Here is a 14,024-nt window from a genome sequence, read left to right as displayed (position 1 = left end):
CGCAGCGCTGGGAAAGGAGATCAGTAAGCGTCCGCTGGAGGACAGTCTTTTCCTGATGCCGCCGAACAGTTAACCGTCAGGACCTTATACGTTGGCTGGTTTCCAGTTGTGGGGTAGCAGGCTGTCGATCTCCCTCTGCTTGGTGGTGGGTAAACGGGTCAGGACGTCTTTCAGGTAGGCCTCTGGGTTGAGGTCGAGTTCCTTGCAGGTTTGGATGAGGCTGAACACCGTGGCGGCGACCTGGCCGCCCTTGGGCGAGCCGAGGAACAGCCAGTTCTTGCGGCCGATGGTGAGGGGGCGGATCGCCCGCTCACTGCGGTTGTTGTCGATCTCCAGGCGACCGTCTTCGGTATAGCGCTCCAGCGCCGGCCAGTTCTTGAGGGCATAGCCGATGGCCTGGGCAGTGGGGGTCTTGGGCGCCAGCTGGCGCAGCCGGTCTTCGAGCCAGGCCTTGAACTCGGCCAGGATCGGCCGCGCCTGTTCCTGCCGTAGCTTTCGGGTGCCTTCGGCGTCGAGTTGCTGTTCCTTGGCCTCCCGTTCGATGGCGTAGAGCCGGCCGATGTACTCCAAGGCCTCATGGGCGCTGATGCGCTTGCCGTTCTCGGTCTGTCGGGCAATCTCGAAGAACTTGCGGCGCGCATGCGCCCAGCACGCCACTTCCAGGACCTTGCCTGCGGCGAAGATCTGGTCGTAACCGGCATAGGCGTCCGCCTGCAGGTAGCCGCTGTAGCCTTCCAGTTTGGCCTTGGGATGCTTGCCCGCCCGGGTTTCGGTGTGGTCATAGACGACGATGGGCGGCGAGTGGCCGGCGTATACCCAAAACCGGGTTTCCCGCGTCTTGCCGCGGTCCTGCACCGCCACAGTGGTGTCGTCCGAGAAGATCACCGGCTGTTGCTTGAGCAACGCCAGCATCCGCTCGACCAAGGGCTGCAGCTGCCAGCCGCTCTGGATGACCCAGTCGCACAACGTGGTGCGGGCAATGGGGACACCCTGGTGGGCAAAGATTTGCTCGATGCGGTACAGCGGCAGGTGATAGCCGTATTTGGCCATCAGCAGATGTGCCAGAAGACCCGGCAGAGGGATGCCCTGCTCGATGATTTGCGGCGGGGCCGGTACCGTGGTCAACTGCCCTTGGCACTTCGCGCAGGCGCACTTTTCCCGCCGCGTTTCCACGACCTTCAGTTGCGCCGGGACGTAATCCAAGCGTTCGGAGCTTTCGTAGCCGATCACCGGCCGTTCCTCACCGCAGGCAGGACACTGCCGGTCTTGTGCCGACAACGGCAATACCACGATCTCTCGCGGCAGATGCGCCGGCAGTGCGGTGCGCTTCGGTTGATTCTTGGCGGGCGATTGCACCACCACCGTCTTGAACGCCACCGGACTGGCGACGGGGGCGTCCTCGGGCACCTCATCCCACAGCGGCAGTTGGTCGATGTCGGGGAGGGTCGCCAGTCGCTCGGAACGGGCGCCGAACAGCAGCTTCTTCAGCTGCGCCAGGTCGAATTCCAGCCGTTCGATGCGCGCCTCGCGCTGGGCCAGGGTGGCCTTTAGAGTACGATTTTCTTCGGCGAGAGCGGCGGCATTCATGGCTGCCATTATACCCGGTGGACCACCCGAAAGCCCAGCTCTGATGCGGGTTTCAGGCACTTTCGACTCAGCCGACCCGACCCGCGCGAACCGCGCGGAAACGGGCCACCGTCAGGTCCACGCCTTCCAGCAACAGCAGCAGGTCCGAGCGCGAAATCGTCCCCTGAACCGGCTTGCGGAAGCGGCCTTTCTCCAGCCGCTTGTAGGCCAGCCAGAAACCGTGACGATCCCACCACAACAGCTTCACCTTGTCCCGGCCCCGGTTGAAAAACACGAACACCGCACCCGATAACGGCGAATACCCCAGACTGCTCTCCACCGCCAGCGCCAAACCATCGATGGACTTGCGCAAATCGACCGGCTCGGCCACCACATACACCGCCGCCGCACTCAGAATCGTCGCCAGCATCACGAGACCAATGCGGCCACCACCTGCTTCAACAACCCGGCATCGAACCCCGGTTTCACCTCGATGCGAACCCCGCCCACCGACAACCACAGACCACCGACTGCTGTCTCACCGCCATCTACCCGCATCAACGTCAGTGGCGCCACCACCGCTGGCTGCGCTACGCGTCGACGCCAGTAGATGAACGCCGCATAGCTGACCGCCTCGCGCGCACACCAAGCGCGCACCGACAACCCACTCCCTGCCTGTTGCTCCAGCAGGACCCGCCAATGCATCTCTCGTTCTTGTTTCGTCATCGCCATCTCCTCCTCTTCGGGAATATGGCGATACTGTGACTCAGGCGCTAATCGGTGGGAATTATGCGGACAGCCGGACGCTTACGGAGATCAGGTACTTGGCCATGGTGCTATTTCCATTGGAGATTGATGTCGGTCGTGAAGCGAGTGTGCGGCCCATCGTAGAGCTAACCGGCGCTGCGCGGCTTGGGCGTCTTCGGCGCACATGGCCTACGCGCTGAGCTCGACGCAACGAGACATAGTGTTGAAGTTCCGAGTTGTCGCTGCAACCTTCAGCTTTCGCTCGAAGAAATTGTTGTTGAACTTCGAATCGCTATGTTTAGTCGCGTACAACGTGTAGATCGCATCGTTGCCGACTCTTACCGTATCGGGTGAGAAATCAAGTTGGGACAGGCCATCGGCAAGATACGCTGCTGGCGGCACCGCTAGCAGCGAAAAGTACGTGCGAGATACTGCACTCAAGGGGAACGGATTGCCTTCCATGACGCGTTTGAGTTGGTTGTGTGTCCGGGCGATTACGGCTATGTCGGCTCCGATTTCACGGATAATAGACATTATCGGAAACTAGCATGACAGTCTGTCATTGAATAACGAAGAGAACTAAGAGAACTAAGGGCAAGAGTATGCTTTCCTACGAAGACGTGAAGCAAAAGCCGAAGACATTGATGGCCATGACCAGTCTGAAGGCCTCCGAGTTTGAGGAACTCTTGGTTTCTTTTGCGGCGACATGGGCCGAAGAAACCGGCAGGAATCTGACTAAAGGAGGGCGTCCGCCGATTATCGCGAGCATGGCCGACCGGCTGCTGTTCATCCTGTTCTATCTGAAGACCTACCCTCTGCAAGAGGTCATCGCGCATCTGTTCGGCATGAGCCAACCCCGGGCCAACTTCACGATCCACCTGTTGAGCAGGGTGCTCAACAAGACACTTGACGCCCGCGGGCACAAGCCCGCCCGGCTCACCGAGGAGATGCTGTCCAGGCTGGAGCAGGAGGCGCGGCAGGACTTGGGCATAGACGGGACGGAAAGGCGCATCAACCGCCCCGTCAACGACCTGGGGCAACGCATCCACTACAGCGGTAAAAAAAATGCCACACTGTGAAGAACAACCTTGTCGGCGGCCTGGAGGACAGGCAGGTCAAGTACTTGGGTTCGACCCATGAGGGCAAGAAGCACGACAAGAAGATCTGCGACGAAGAAGGGACCCGGTTCCCCGACGGCGTCGAGCTGTATCGCGACAGCGGCTTCCAGGGACACGAACTGGCGAATGTCACAGTCCACCAGCCGAAGAAGAGGCCGCGCAACGGCCGGCTTTCGGCCGACGACCAGGAGGCCAACCGGCTCCACTCAAGCATCCGCGTGATCATCGAACACATCATCTCGGGAATCAAGCGGTGCCGCGTCGTCAAAGACGTGTTCAGGAACACCAAGGAAGGCTACGACGATGTCGTCATTGAATTGGCCTGCGGCCTGCACAATTACAGGAGCTACTGCCGAAACCAGAGTTATTGATAGCCGGCCTTTTCCTCTGTTCCGGTTATGAAAGGTGGTTTCCGATAATGTCTAATGACTTCATGAACGAGAGATTGTAGAGACAATTGATCCAGGGTTGACTTTGCAATGACGTTGCCGCTCTGAATGTACGTTTGCACATCCAGCAATCCAGAGTTGCTGAGGGCGGCGCGTAGCTCAGCCATCGGCACTCGGTTTTTGCCGGTAGGAGTAACACCGCGCAGAAAGATTGCGTAGTTCTTCATTGCGCTCCGTGGGTCATGGATGAAGGCGCCCAACGCCTTGCTAAGGGGCAGCCGAAACGCAGTGTAGGCTGTCCCGCGGAGACCGCGCTTTTTGCGGCCGGAGTGAACTTGAGCAACTTGTTAGGCGCTGGTTTCATTGTGGTAATTTACAAGCGATTTCCGCGCTTCTTTAGCTTGGCCGGGATAACGCCACGTAAGAATTTTACAGATTAAGGCAAAGACAACACCTACTACAAAAAAGAATATTACGATGGCATTTATTAGCCAAGCATATACAGCATTGCCTAGATCATCTGTGAAGGTGTACCAACAGACTGCAATAATTAAAATTACCTGGAGGATATTGCTCAGACAATTCCATGCTGTGCGAATTATGCCTAGGAAATCAGATATTCTATTTTTAAATAGCTCGTCACTGAATTTTTCCATTGATATTTCGATGATTTTTGGCGCAAGCTGCTCGATTTTCTCTTCATCTTCCAGATCGGCAACTGGAATACCCAATTTTAACGCAAGCTCCCCAGTGGCTCTTTTCTTGTTCCTTTCCAATTCCCACGAAGATATGAACAAGATGATCAGCCCCAGAATTATTGAGACAATCACTGCTCCAGCAATATGACCAATAGCAATTAAAATATCCATAGTTCTATGTGCGCCTAACGTTCTGCTTGAGCCGCGCCTTACCCTGGAGCGTAGCGGAAGGGTAAGGCGTCGGGCTCGAAGCAGTTGTTAGAGGTTACTTGCTGGACGCCACCATTCATACGCAAAACCGCTGATCATAACGAACGACATCACATAAAGAGAGATGACAATTGCCGCTGCTTTAACAGGATTTCCGAACTTGGCTGTCTTTGCGCTTAGCCAAATCCAGAACGCCCTACCGCGAGCACCACTGGCGACAAACGAAGAAGCAGATAAAAACACGAGGGAGAACAGAATCACTAGCCATGACCCATAGAGGATAAGAAATCCAAGCACCTGAAAGACTAGAAAGACAACCCCTTCGGCGCCGTAACTCTTTACAAGACCAGCGAGTCCTAAAGTGGCGGCTACTTATTGCAAGTTCTCAATCCCAACAGGCGCATAAATCGGAGTCATTCCGAGGTACAGCATCGGAAGAGCCAAAATAGTAAGAATAAGCACCGTCGCAGCGTAAACAGCCCAGCCTCGCCCCGAAAGGGTACCGGACATGATGGAAAACACGACCCCCGCAAACCAGAATCCAAAAATGGACGTGGCAGCCATAACTCATTGAGGTAAGCCCCCGGCTTTGCCGGGGGACTCACCGAGGTTTGACCTGTACAACGGTCATTGCGAACCTGAAATCTCGACCAAGAGAAGGAGGTTCACCATGAAAGAGTACCAGAGTCTTTCCCACACCCGGTGGGATTGTAAGTATCAAGTGGTGTTCATCCCGAAGCGGCGGAAGAAACAGATTTTTGGTGCGCTCAAGCGGCATCCTGGAGAGATCTTTCATGAGCTTGCCGGGCACAAGGAATCGAAAATAGTAGAAGGTCACCTGATGGGCGACCACGTTCATAGGTGTATCAGCATTCCGCCGAAGTATGCGGTTTCGAACGTGGTGGGTTACATCAAGGGTAAGAGTGCGATCCAAATCGCCCGGCAGTTTGGGGGGCGGCAGAGGAACTTCACCGGGGAGAATTTCTGGGCGAGGGGATATTTTGTGTCCACGGTGGGTTTGGATGAGGCTATGGTTCGGGCGTATATCCGCCATCAGGAACAGGAGGATGAGCGTATTGACCAGATGAAGCTGGGCCTGTAAACAGCCGCCTTGGGCGGCTCATGATTTTACGGCGCCTTCGAGGCGCTCACCCAATAAGCCCCCGGCTTTGCCGGGGGTGATTTAACTGAATAATCGAGCACAGCAGCTTGGTTTCTGGCATAAAATACTGCGAGAAATACCAGCGTTATAACGCCACCCCAAACCACCCCCTCTTCATCACCATTTCTTCTTTGCGATCGGGGTATTTGCTGCGGCGCAACAGGTTGATTGGCATATTTTTGCTTCGCAAGCTCAGCCTCAATCAACGCCCTGATGTCCGACAGGGATAAACCGCCGCTTCTAGAGGTATCTTTGCTACCCTCTTTCTTCAGAACAAGGGCGACAATTAAACCACCGATCACAGTTATAGCCAGTGGACTCCAAAAGACGTCAACGCCTCTCGCGGAAGCAAAAAACTGCGCTAATGCCAAATACTCCATATTTCTTCCTTCTTGCTATCTCTAACGCAAAGCTAAGCCGACCGCTGGAGCGTAGCGGAAGCGGGTCGGCTTGAGCGTTGTGTTAGGTGCCATTGTTACTTTCGGCCTGAGAAGCTCACTTGAATTGCTGTTCATAGCTCGCAACGTGTTCAGGGAACAACTCACTGTAGAGCGGATACGGAACCCCAAGGACGTTGACCTCCATATTCGGTGGCTCGATTTCCTCCGAGTAGTCGAGGATGCCCACCCCGGCGCATGGTACGGTCATTCCAGTTTCTGTTTTGATGGATAAACAGAGAGCTGACTGATCCTCGTGGTTGACTCTGCATTCGCCCTGGATCTGCGAATACGCCTCACTCGGCACGAACGCGCCAAAGGCAACTCCCATGGGCGCGTCACCGAACTCCAGCATGGAATGTCCAACCAGAATTTCTCTCGCATAGACAGCGAACTTCGCCATGACAGCACCTAACGCCGCCGATAAGCCGCGCCCCTGAGGCAGCCTGCAAGGATCGAAGCGCTTTCAGGCGTCGGCTTGATCGGTTGGTTAGGCACTTCTTGGAAAGACCCTGTTTACCAACTGAATCATTTCTTTGACTCTGGTAATCCATAAATCACTATCTAGCCTTGCGAAGCTCCTGTCACTTCCCCGGTGAACTCTATGCGAAAACACCTTTGCATCGTAGGGCAACAGAGCAACATCAAAACCTTTCGGGATTGAGATTTCGGCAAACATTCCAGTTTGGCCTGGTACCAGAACACAATACCCAAACAACAGGGCCAAGTAATTAATTAACTTAGCATCGTTCGACATCATCCAAACGTCCATGGGAATCCCATCCAACGGCTTTCCATCCCTTTCTACAGCAACGTTAATCATGGTGAAATCGTTTGCCGCGTTGAATGCAATCCTGAGCGCCTCCTCTGAAGTCTTGGGTTTCTTCGTAAGCGTCCGGCTGTCCGCATAATTCCCACCGATTAGCGCCTGAGTCACAGTATCGCCATATTCCCGAAGAGGAGGAGATGGCGATGACGAAACAAGAACGAGAGATGCATTGGCGGGTCCTGCTGGAGCAACAGGCAGGGAGTGGGTTGTCGGTGCGCGCTTGGTGTGCGCGCGAGGCGGTCAGCTATGCGGCGTTCATCTACTGGCGTCGACGCGTAGCGCAGCCAGCGGTGGTGGCGCCACTGACGTTGATGCGGGTAGATGGCGGTGAGACAGCAGTCGGTGGTCTGTGGTTGTCGGTGGGCGGGGTTCGCATCGAGGTGAAACCGGGGTTCGATGCCGGGTTGTTGAAGCAGGTGGTGGCCGCATTGGTCTCGTGATGCTGGCGACGATTCTGAGTGCGGCGGCGGTGTATGTGGTGGCCGAGCCGGTCGATTTGCGCAAGTCCATCGATGGTTTGGCGCTGGCGGTGGAGAGCAGTCTGGGGTATTCGCCGTTATCGGGTGCGGTGTTCGTGTTTTTCAACCGGGGCCGGGACAAGGTGAAGCTGTTGTGGTGGGATCGTCACGGTTTCTGGCTGGCCTACAAGCGGCTGGAGAAAGGCCGCTTCCGCAAGCCGGTTCAGGGGACGATTTCGCGCTCGGACCTGCTGCTGTTGCTGGAAGGCGTGGACCTGACGGTGGCCCGTTTCCGCGCGGTTCGCGCGGGTCGGGTCGGCTGAGTCGAAAGTGCCTGAAACCCGCATCAGAGCTGGGCTTTCGGGTGGTCCACCGGGTATAATGGCAGCCATGAATGCCGCCGCTCTCGCCGAAGAAAATCGTACTCTAAAGGCCACCCTGGCCCAGCGCGAGGCGCGCATCGAACGGCTGGAATTCGACCTGGCGCAGCTGAAGAAGCTGCTGTTCGGCGCCCGTTCCGAGCGACTGGCGACCCTCCCCGACATCGACCAACTGCCGCTGTGGGATGAGGTGCCCGAGGACGCCCCCGTCGCCAGTCCGGTGGCGTTCAAGACGGTGGTGGTGCAATCGCCCGCCAAGAATCAACCGAAGCGCACCGCACTGCCGGCGCATCTGCCGCGAGAGATCGTGGTATTGCCGTTGTCGGCACAAGACCGGCAGTGTCCTGCCTGCGGTGAGGAACGGCCGGTGATCGGCTACGAAAGCTCCGAACGCTTGGATTACGTCCCGGCGCAACTGAAGGTCGTGGAAACGCGGCGGGAAAAGTGCGCCTGCGCGAAGTGCCAAGGGCAGTTGACCACGGTACCGGCCCCGCCGCAAATCATCGAGCAGGGCATCCCTCTGCCGGGTCTTCTGGCACATCTGCTGATGGCCAAATACGGCTATCACCTGCCGCTGTACCGCATCGAGCAAATCTTTGCCCACCAGGGTGTCCCCATTGCCCGCACCACGTTGTGCGACTGGGTCATCCAGAGCGGCTGGCAGCTGCAGCCCTTGGTCGAGCGGATGCTGGCGTTGCTCAAGCAACAGCCGGTGATCTTCTCGGACGACACCACTGTGGCGGTGCAGGACCGCGGCAAGACGCGGGAAACCCGGTTTTGGGTATACGCCGGCCACTCGCCGCCCATCGTCGTCTATGACCACACCGAAACCCGGGCGGGCAAGCATCCCAAGGCCAAACTGGAAGGCTACAGCGGCTACCTGCAGGCGGACGCCTATGCCGGTTACGACCAGATCTTCGCCGCAGGCAAGGTCCTGGAAGTGGCGTGCTGGGCGCATGCGCGCCGCAAGTTCTTCGAGATTGCCCGACAGACCGAGAACGGCAAGCGCATCAGCGCCCATGAGGCCTTGGAGTACATCGGCCGGCTCTACGCCATCGAACGGGAGGCCAAGGAACAGCAACTCGACGCCGAAGGCACCCGAAAGCTACGGCAGGAACAGGCGCGGCCGATCCTGGCCGAGTTCAAGGCCTGGCTCGAAGACCGGCTGCGCCAGCTGGCGCCCAAGACCCCCACTGCCCAGGCCATCGGCTATGCCCTCAAGAACTGGCCGGCGCTGGAGCGCTATACCGAAGACGGTCGCCTGGAGATCGACAACAACCGCAGTGAGCGGGCGATCCGCCCCCTCACCATCGGCCGCAAGAACTGGCTGTTCCTCGGCTCGCCCAAGGGCGGCCAGGTCGCCGCCACGGTGTTCAGCCTCATCCAAACCTGCAAGGAACTCGACCTCAACCCAGAGGCCTACCTGAAAGACGTCCTGACCCGTTTACCCACCACCAAGCAGAGGGAGATCGACAGCCTGCTACCCCACAACTGGAAACCAGCCAACGTATAAGGTCCTGACGGTTAACTGTTCGGCGGCATCAGGAAAAGACTGTCCTCCAGCGGACGCTTACCGATCACCGGCCGTTCCTCACCGCAGGCAGGACACTGCCGGTCTTGTGCCGACAACGGCAATACCACGATCTCTCGCGGCAGATGCGCCGGCAGTGCGGTGCGCTTCGGTTGATTCTTGGCGGGCGATTGCACCACCACCGTCTTGAACGCCACCGGACTGGCGACGGGGGCGTCCTCGGGCACCTCATCCCACAGCGGCAGTTGGTCGATGTCGGGGAGGGTCGCCAGTCGCTCGGAACGGGCGCCGAACAGCAGCTTCTTCAGCTGCGCCAGGTCGAATTCCAGCCGTTCGATGCGCGCCTCGCGCTGGGCCAGGGTGGCCTTTAGAGTACGATTTTCTTCGGCGAGAGCGGCGGCATTCATGGCTGCCATTATACCCGGTGGACCACCCGAAAGCCCAGCTCTGATGCGGGTTTCAGGCACTTTCGACTCAGCCGACCCGACCCGCGCGAACCGCGCGGAAACGGGCCACCGTCAGGTCCACGCCTTCCAGCAACAGCAGCAGGTCCGAGCGCGAAATCGTCCCCTGAACCGGCTTGCGGAAGCGGCCTTTCTCCAGCCGCTTGTAGGCCAGCCAGAAACCGTGACGATCCCACCACAACAGCTTCACCTTGTCCCGGCCCCGGTTGAAAAACACGAACACCGCACCCGATAACGGCGAATGCCCCAGACTGCTCTCCACCGCCAGCGCCAAACCATCGATGGACTTGCGCAAATCGACCGGCTCGGCCACCACATACACCGCCGCCGCACTCAGAATCGTCGCCAGCATCACGAGACCAATGCGGCCACCACCTGCTTCAACAACCCGGCATCGAACCCCGGTTTCACCTCGATGCGAACCCCGCCCACCGACAACCACAGACCACCGACTGCTGTCTCACCGCCATCTACCCGCATCAACGTCAGTGGCGCCACCACCGCTGGCTGCGCTACGCGTCGACGCCAGTAGATGAACGCCGCATAGCTGACCGCCTCGCGCGCACACCAAGCGCGCACCGACAACCCACTCCCTGCCTGTTGCTCCAGCAGGACCCGCCAATGCATCTCTCGTTCTTGTTTCGTCATCGCCATCTCCTCCTCTTCGGGAATATGGCGATACTGTGACTCAGGCGCTAATCGGTGGGAATTATGCGGACAGCCGGACGCTTACGTCGAAACCGGCCCATTCGCCCGCAATGCTGAAGAGATTCCAGCGACAGATAGGATAAACCTCATCTACGAGAATGTGCTCCAGCTGTTCGACAGAATAGGGCGAGCTAGCAAGCAGCTTGACGCGCCATTCGCGCGACAGGGATGTATCGGTGTCCAAGAACAGACTCGACAGCGCGTCCCATACCGGACGCCGATGATCGAGGTCGTCTTCGGCCGGTGGCACCGTATTCAAACGAGTCGCCTAACGCCATTGCTCACGCGCGTGCGCTTCGCACGTCGCGTGGAGCAATTTGTTAGGGCGCCTTCGCATCAATGACATAAATGTTTTCAACGTTCATTCCGAGAGGTGTCGCTGAACCTGTCAAACGGAGCCGAGCCCCGGGAGCGAGTTCCGTGGCGAAGCGGCTCACGCACAATGCTTTCCAGCTTCTGACAAACGGGGCGAGATCAACCTCGGGCTGCGAGCAGTTCCTGCGCGAGCCACTGAACCATCCTGTTACGACCACCACTTGCTCCGCCCGTGTACCGAAACCCATGTTTACAAGCCAGGCGCAACCCCATGCGATGGCAAAGTAGCCAAACGCGGTACCAATAAGCAAACAAAAGGGGACTCTCAACCACGCATGGCGAAGGATGCGATTGCGCTTCGCCTCGGCGAGAGCCATTGCTTGGCGCATGTCGGCGGGGCGGACCTTCCTTAGATTGGTTTCCAGCGCACTGCTCCACGCTAACCCTATCGAAATGCCAGCCAACAATCCCAACCCAACCGCCAACCTGCTGGATATGACACGACTCACGAAGAAGCCAACAACAGCCAAGCCAAGTACAGCGAATATGAGCGCCAGTAACACTCTATTGTGTTTTGCACCAGAGTACCTCCGGACGAAACTACCGTGCAGAGTGGTGACTTTCATAGCGCCCTAACGCCAAGCTAACCTGCGAGCTACGAGGCGCGAAGCGCCGACGTAGCGAGTCAGGTTGAGCGACGTGTTATGCATTTTGCCTTAAATACGCCAGAACAATTTTCCAATCTGGGAAACGCTCTGTGCCAAAGTGAATGTGCTCTCCAGAGAACCGATCGGCACCGTTTTTTGTGCGATCATCTACAAGGAAGTGCCCATCATTTAGATTTTTATGGTGGGTAAGAATCAGCCTCTTATGTGCGCTCTTGCCGATATGGTTTTTCACCCACAGAAGTTTGTCGCTCCATGCGGATGGATTTTCCCATGGTGCTGTTGACAATATGTATGTATCGAATAACTCCGACAATTCATGAAATGCCTCAACGGCGCCTGGTATTGGAGACATTAAGGAGAAGATGCCAGGAACTTCGTCGAGCCTTCCGGCGAACTCCTGTGTTACCGAAGCGTCCAGCTGTTCAATACCAGATGGGAAGTCGACTAACACATTGTCCATGTCTACATACAAAATCTTCTTCAACGCTCGTTCCTCTTAAATGCATAACGTTCGCCATAACCGGCAGTGAAAAGCGGGGCGACGAAGTCGCCCCGCTTTTCACTGTCCGAGTTGATGGCGTTGTTAGGCGATTTGTTTTGTTCTCTCACGTTGCTAACACTCTCCTTCGATACGTTGCCATTGCCATTAGCAGCATACACGCCGCCGCAATAACCGAAGGAAACAAAACTGTTGTTACCGAGTGAGTTTCAAGCGCCACAATGACGATGAGATTGCGGGCGGCGAACAGAGCGAAGAACAGCAAAGACTCAGAATGCGGAAAACTATAGATCTTCCTGACCGTTGGCCCGAACCCAAGTACATCCACGGTTGTAAGAATGACAACAGCCCACAATGGGTCAGACGTGAGGAACCAGAGCGGCAAAGAAGACAAGGCGGAGACAAAAAATAGCCAGTCTGTTGTTGTGATTGTAATATCTGATCGCTTCACGAAAGCCAAGAGCGCAATAAATATTGTGATACTACCAGAAACCCCGATAGGCCAAGCACCCACCCCACCTTTAGCTTCGAGCTGCGCAAGAAATACCACGAAAGTGGTTACGCCCCAAATGACCCAAGAGAACACATGGGGTTTGATGGTGCCGCTAACGATTGCACGGATATAGGGAATAAATGCCGCAAAAGTGAGCGCAATGGCAATGGCGCTCAAGATTTCTTTGTATGACGCAGTTCCCATGATTTTATTCGCCTAACGATCATGAAAGCGCCGCATCACCCCGGGAAATGAAAGTCATCGTGGGAGCGACGCCTTCGTCGCGACTTGCGCGGCTCTAATCGCGACGTAGGCGTCGCTCCCACGATGACTTTCACAGTAACATAGGGTTGTGGTGCCTGTGCGGCTTTTTGCCCAGACCACCTCGAATGCAATGTTAGGCCAACAACCGAAAATACTCATGGCTCATAACCCAAAGATGGCGGGCTTTCTGAATATTGCGGCAGGCTATCTGTAATTTTTAGCCACTGTTGCTTTGAAGATACCCAAAAGTGCATGTCAGGTTTGAACAATGACGGCTCGTCGAGGCTGCCGACTGTTAAGCCGATGACTCCAGCAGAAACACGCCGTGAGAAAATGCTTGAACCGCAATGTGAACAAAAACCGCGCTCAAGAGTTTCTGAAGAGTGAAATATGCTGACTGGGCCAGAGATGGCAACATGTTCGATGCGCATGAGTACACGAGCATTGAAAGCAGCGCCGATAACTTTTTGACACCCCCTACAGTGACATACCCTCTGGTTCAACGGGTCAGAGGTAGTTTCATAACGCACGGCACCACAAAGACAGCCACCACGGAATACAGTCATTTAGCACGTCCCCTTGTTCAACAGCCTAACGTCGTAGCTCAGGGACGCGCCGCTTGCAGCGCGTTCCCTGGAGGGCATGGTTGGGCGTGCCTGTTAAGAAACGACAGCCCATGCTGGACCAGCTCCCGGAGGGCCTCCTCCACGAGTGGAAGGACGCGAGCGCGAGCCACTTCCGGAGAAATCGGCTGGGTCTGCGCGGTGATGTAGGCCATCATTTCCTTTTGTGTCGCGCCTAAACGTAGCTCCTCAACAACCCATCCGAAGTCGTTGCCACGTGATAGCTCTCCGAGGCGGCAGAGGTACTCATCCTCGGACCCAGCATCAGGGGGGCGTGCCAATGACGGCCGTATCGTGAGCTGGGGGAACCGTCCCTTCCTCGACCAACCCACCTCGACGAAAAAGGCTTCCCGCTTCCCATCCGGGATCAGCACTACCCAAAGGAAGATGGTCTCCGAGAACCGCCAGCAGTATGTTCGTTCACCAGGAAAGCCAGCCAGCGCAGAATGCTTCTTGACAAGAGTG

General features: G+C 56.8%; 23 protein-coding genes. 6 read left to right on the top strand and 17 right to left on the bottom strand.

The window, feature by feature from the left end; genetic code table 11:
• Positions 1–84: 84 nt before the first annotated feature.
• The 4 genes from tnpC (sS8_RS06440) to sS8_RS06425 form a co-directional block, all read right to left on the bottom strand.
• On the bottom strand, positions 85–1,596 hold the full coding sequence (gene tnpC / locus sS8_RS06440; RefSeq protein ID WP_119627853.1) for an IS66 family transposase: 1,512 nt from the start codon (positions 1,594–1,596) through the stop codon (positions 85–87).
• A 58-nt stretch (positions 1,597–1,654) separates the two neighbouring features.
• Positions 1,655–1,996: an IS66 family insertion sequence element accessory protein TnpB gene (tnpB, locus tag sS8_RS06435; protein WP_119628541.1), complete on the bottom strand. Its 342-nt coding sequence runs from the start codon at positions 1,994–1,996 to the stop codon at positions 1,655–1,657.
• Positions 1,996–2,298, bottom strand: a complete 303-nt coding sequence (tnpA, locus tag sS8_RS06430) for an IS66 family insertion sequence element accessory protein TnpA (RefSeq protein ID WP_119627851.1) — start codon at positions 2,296–2,298, stop codon at positions 1,996–1,998. Before tnpA (sS8_RS06430) ends, tnpB (sS8_RS06435) begins: the two co-directional genes overlap by 1 nt.
• 204 nt (positions 2,299–2,502) lie before the next feature.
• Positions 2,503–2,847, bottom strand: a complete 345-nt coding sequence (locus sS8_RS06425) for a DUF1697 domain-containing protein (RefSeq protein ID WP_119628920.1) — start codon at positions 2,845–2,847, stop codon at positions 2,503–2,505.
• 68 nt (positions 2,848–2,915) lie between these two features.
• Here sS8_RS06425 and sS8_RS06420 point away from each other — a divergent pair, with 68 nt between their 5' ends.
• Entirely contained in the window at positions 2,916–3,392 is a 477-nt protein-coding gene (locus sS8_RS06420; protein ID WP_119628919.1) for a helix-turn-helix domain-containing protein, read from the top strand.
• Entirely contained in the window at positions 3,389–3,802 is a 414-nt protein-coding gene (locus sS8_RS06415; protein ID WP_119628793.1) for a transposase family protein, read from the top strand. The genes sS8_RS06420 and sS8_RS06415 overlap by 4 nt, the downstream gene beginning before the upstream one ends.
• Here the strand turns inward: sS8_RS06415 and sS8_RS06410 are convergent.
• Complete coding sequence (locus sS8_RS06410; protein ID WP_145986435.1) at positions 3,796–4,047, bottom strand: DUF1697 domain-containing protein; 252 nt, start codon at positions 4,045–4,047, stop codon at positions 3,796–3,798. The genes sS8_RS06415 and sS8_RS06410 overlap by 7 nt on opposite strands.
• A gap of 120 nt (positions 4,048–4,167) precedes the next feature.
• Positions 4,168–4,689, bottom strand: coding sequence for a hypothetical protein (locus sS8_RS06405; protein ID WP_145986434.1), 522 nt, complete (start codon positions 4,687–4,689; stop codon positions 4,168–4,170).
• Between the two features lie 709 nt (positions 4,690–5,398).
• Between sS8_RS06405 and tnpA (sS8_RS06395) the strand changes: the two genes are divergently transcribed.
• The gene (gene tnpA / locus sS8_RS06395; RefSeq protein WP_119628915.1) at positions 5,399–5,830 is read left to right on the top strand and encodes an IS200/IS605 family transposase; all 432 of its coding nucleotides are present in this window, start codon (positions 5,399–5,401) and stop codon (positions 5,828–5,830) included.
• Between the two features lie 26 nt (positions 5,831–5,856).
• Here tnpA (sS8_RS06395) and sS8_RS06390 read toward each other — a convergent pair whose 3' ends face one another.
• The 3 genes from sS8_RS06390 to sS8_RS06380 all read right to left on the bottom strand — a co-directional run bounded on the left by sS8_RS06390 (position 5,857) and on the right by sS8_RS06380 (position 7,264).
• A complete protein-coding gene (locus tag sS8_RS06390) occupies positions 5,857–6,270 on the bottom strand; it encodes a hypothetical protein (protein WP_119628914.1) in 414 nt (137 codons plus the stop codon).
• A 115-nt stretch (positions 6,271–6,385) separates the two neighbouring features.
• Positions 6,386–6,730, bottom strand: coding sequence for a hypothetical protein (locus sS8_RS06385; RefSeq protein ID WP_197716700.1), 345 nt, complete (start codon positions 6,728–6,730; stop codon positions 6,386–6,388).
• 87 nt (positions 6,731–6,817) lie between these two features.
• Positions 6,818–7,264 carry a hypothetical protein gene (locus sS8_RS06380; RefSeq protein ID WP_119628913.1) on the bottom strand — a complete coding sequence of 149 codons (447 nt, stop codon included), beginning with the start codon at positions 7,262–7,264 and terminating at the stop codon, positions 6,818–6,820.
• Positions 7,265–7,293: 29 nt separating this feature from the next.
• Between sS8_RS06380 and tnpA (sS8_RS06375) the strand changes: the two genes are divergently transcribed.
• From tnpA (sS8_RS06375) to tnpC (sS8_RS06365), 3 genes are read left to right on the top strand one after another with little or no spacing between them, the layout of a single operon-like run.
• Positions 7,294–7,596, top strand: a complete 303-nt coding sequence (gene tnpA / locus sS8_RS06375; RefSeq protein ID WP_119627851.1) for an IS66 family insertion sequence element accessory protein TnpA — start codon at positions 7,294–7,296, stop codon at positions 7,594–7,596.
• A complete protein-coding gene (gene tnpB / locus sS8_RS06370) occupies positions 7,596–7,937 on the top strand; it encodes an IS66 family insertion sequence element accessory protein TnpB (RefSeq protein ID WP_119628541.1) in 342 nt (113 codons plus the stop codon). The genes tnpA (sS8_RS06375) and tnpB (sS8_RS06370) overlap by 1 nt, the downstream gene beginning before the upstream one ends.
• 58 nt (positions 7,938–7,995) lie before the next feature.
• Complete coding sequence (tnpC, locus tag sS8_RS06365) at positions 7,996–9,507, top strand: IS66 family transposase (protein ID WP_119627853.1); 1,512 nt, start codon at positions 7,996–7,998, stop codon at positions 9,505–9,507.
• A gap of 11 nt (positions 9,508–9,518) precedes the next feature.
• On the opposite strand, the gene sS8_RS06360 is transcribed toward tnpC (sS8_RS06365), so the two are convergent.
• The 8 genes from sS8_RS06360 to sS8_RS06325 all read right to left on the bottom strand — a co-directional run bounded on the left by sS8_RS06360 (position 9,519) and on the right by sS8_RS06325 (position 13,502).
• The gene (locus sS8_RS06360) at positions 9,519–9,941 is read right to left on the bottom strand and encodes an IS66 family transposase (protein WP_119628912.1); all 423 of its coding nucleotides are present in this window, start codon (positions 9,939–9,941) and stop codon (positions 9,519–9,521) included.
• A gap of 58 nt (positions 9,942–9,999) precedes the next feature.
• Entirely contained in the window at positions 10,000–10,341 is a 342-nt protein-coding gene (gene tnpB / locus sS8_RS06355; protein WP_119627852.1) for an IS66 family insertion sequence element accessory protein TnpB, read from the bottom strand.
• A complete protein-coding gene (gene tnpA, locus sS8_RS06350; protein ID WP_119627851.1) occupies positions 10,341–10,643 on the bottom strand; it encodes an IS66 family insertion sequence element accessory protein TnpA in 303 nt (100 codons plus the stop codon). The genes tnpB (sS8_RS06355) and tnpA (sS8_RS06350) overlap by 1 nt, the downstream gene beginning before the upstream one ends.
• A gap of 55 nt (positions 10,644–10,698) precedes the next feature.
• Positions 10,699–10,947: a DUF7079 family protein gene (locus sS8_RS06345; protein WP_456299285.1), complete on the bottom strand. Its 249-nt coding sequence runs from the start codon at positions 10,945–10,947 to the stop codon at positions 10,699–10,701.
• A 70-nt stretch (positions 10,948–11,017) separates the two neighbouring features.
• Positions 11,018–11,638 (bottom strand): hypothetical protein, encoded by a 621-nt coding sequence (locus sS8_RS06340; protein ID WP_232020541.1) that lies wholly within the window; start codon positions 11,636–11,638, stop codon positions 11,018–11,020.
• Positions 11,639–11,714: 76 nt separating this feature from the next.
• A complete protein-coding gene (locus sS8_RS06335; protein WP_119628909.1) occupies positions 11,715–12,164 on the bottom strand; it encodes a 5' nucleotidase, NT5C type in 450 nt (149 codons plus the stop codon).
• Between the two features lie 121 nt (positions 12,165–12,285).
• Entirely contained in the window at positions 12,286–12,876 is a 591-nt protein-coding gene (locus tag sS8_RS06330; protein WP_119628908.1) for a hypothetical protein, read from the bottom strand.
• 215 nt (positions 12,877–13,091) lie between these two features.
• Positions 13,092–13,502 (bottom strand): GFA family protein, encoded by a 411-nt coding sequence (locus sS8_RS06325; protein WP_119628907.1) that lies wholly within the window; start codon positions 13,500–13,502, stop codon positions 13,092–13,094.
• Between the last annotated feature and the right edge of the window lie 522 nt (positions 13,503–14,024).

The organism is Methylocaldum marinum, assembly GCF_003584645.1.
In the GTDB taxonomy this organism is placed as follows: Bacteria; Pseudomonadota; Gammaproteobacteria; order Methylococcales; family Methylococcaceae; genus Methylocaldum; species Methylocaldum marinum.
This window is presented reverse-complemented; position numbering and strand designations above follow the sequence as displayed.

Coding starts and splice junctions, on each gene's coding strand:
- tnpC (WP_119627853.1), bottom strand. CDS start 1,596: ATGGCAGCCATGAATGCCGCCGCTCTCGCCGAAGAAAATCGTACTCTA.
- tnpB (WP_119628541.1), bottom strand. CDS start 1,996: ATGCTGGCGACGATTCTGAGTGCGGCGGCGGTGTATGTGGTGGCCGAG.
- tnpA (WP_119627851.1), bottom strand. CDS start 2,298: ATGGCGATGACGAAACAAGAACGAGAGATGCATTGGCGGGTCCTGCTG.
- sS8_RS06425 (WP_119628920.1), bottom strand. CDS start 2,847: ATGTCTATTATCCGTGAAATCGGAGCCGACATAGCCGTAATCGCCCGG.
- sS8_RS06420 (WP_119628919.1), top strand. CDS start 2,916: ATGCTTTCCTACGAAGACGTGAAGCAAAAGCCGAAGACATTGATGGCC.
- sS8_RS06410 (WP_145986435.1), bottom strand. CDS start 4,047: ATGAAGAACTACGCAATCTTTCTGCGCGGTGTTACTCCTACCGGCAAA.
- sS8_RS06405 (WP_145986434.1), bottom strand. CDS start 4,689: ATGGATATTTTAATTGCTATTGGTCATATTGCTGGAGCAGTGATTGTC.
- tnpA (WP_119628915.1), top strand. CDS start 5,399: ATGAAAGAGTACCAGAGTCTTTCCCACACCCGGTGGGATTGTAAGTAT.
- sS8_RS06390 (WP_119628914.1), bottom strand. CDS start 6,270: ATGGAGTATTTGGCATTAGCGCAGTTTTTTGCTTCCGCGAGAGGCGTT.
- sS8_RS06385 (WP_197716700.1), bottom strand. CDS start 6,730: ATGGCGAAGTTCGCTGTCTATGCGAGAGAAATTCTGGTTGGACATTCC.
- tnpA (WP_119627851.1), top strand. CDS start 7,294: ATGGCGATGACGAAACAAGAACGAGAGATGCATTGGCGGGTCCTGCTG.
- tnpB (WP_119628541.1), top strand. CDS start 7,596: ATGCTGGCGACGATTCTGAGTGCGGCGGCGGTGTATGTGGTGGCCGAG.
- tnpC (WP_119627853.1), top strand. CDS start 7,996: ATGGCAGCCATGAATGCCGCCGCTCTCGCCGAAGAAAATCGTACTCTA.
- sS8_RS06360 (WP_119628912.1), bottom strand. CDS start 9,941: ATGGCAGCCATGAATGCCGCCGCTCTCGCCGAAGAAAATCGTACTCTA.
- tnpB (WP_119627852.1), bottom strand. CDS start 10,341: ATGCTGGCGACGATTCTGAGTGCGGCGGCGGTGTATGTGGTGGCCGAG.
- tnpA (WP_119627851.1), bottom strand. CDS start 10,643: ATGGCGATGACGAAACAAGAACGAGAGATGCATTGGCGGGTCCTGCTG.
- sS8_RS06340 (WP_232020541.1), bottom strand. CDS start 11,638: ATGAAAGTCACCACTCTGCACGGTAGTTTCGTCCGGAGGTACTCTGGT.
- sS8_RS06330 (WP_119628908.1), bottom strand. CDS start 12,876: ATGGGAACTGCGTCATACAAAGAAATCTTGAGCGCCATTGCCATTGCG.
- sS8_RS06325 (WP_119628907.1), bottom strand. CDS start 13,502: ATGACTGTATTCCGTGGTGGCTGTCTTTGTGGTGCCGTGCGTTATGAA.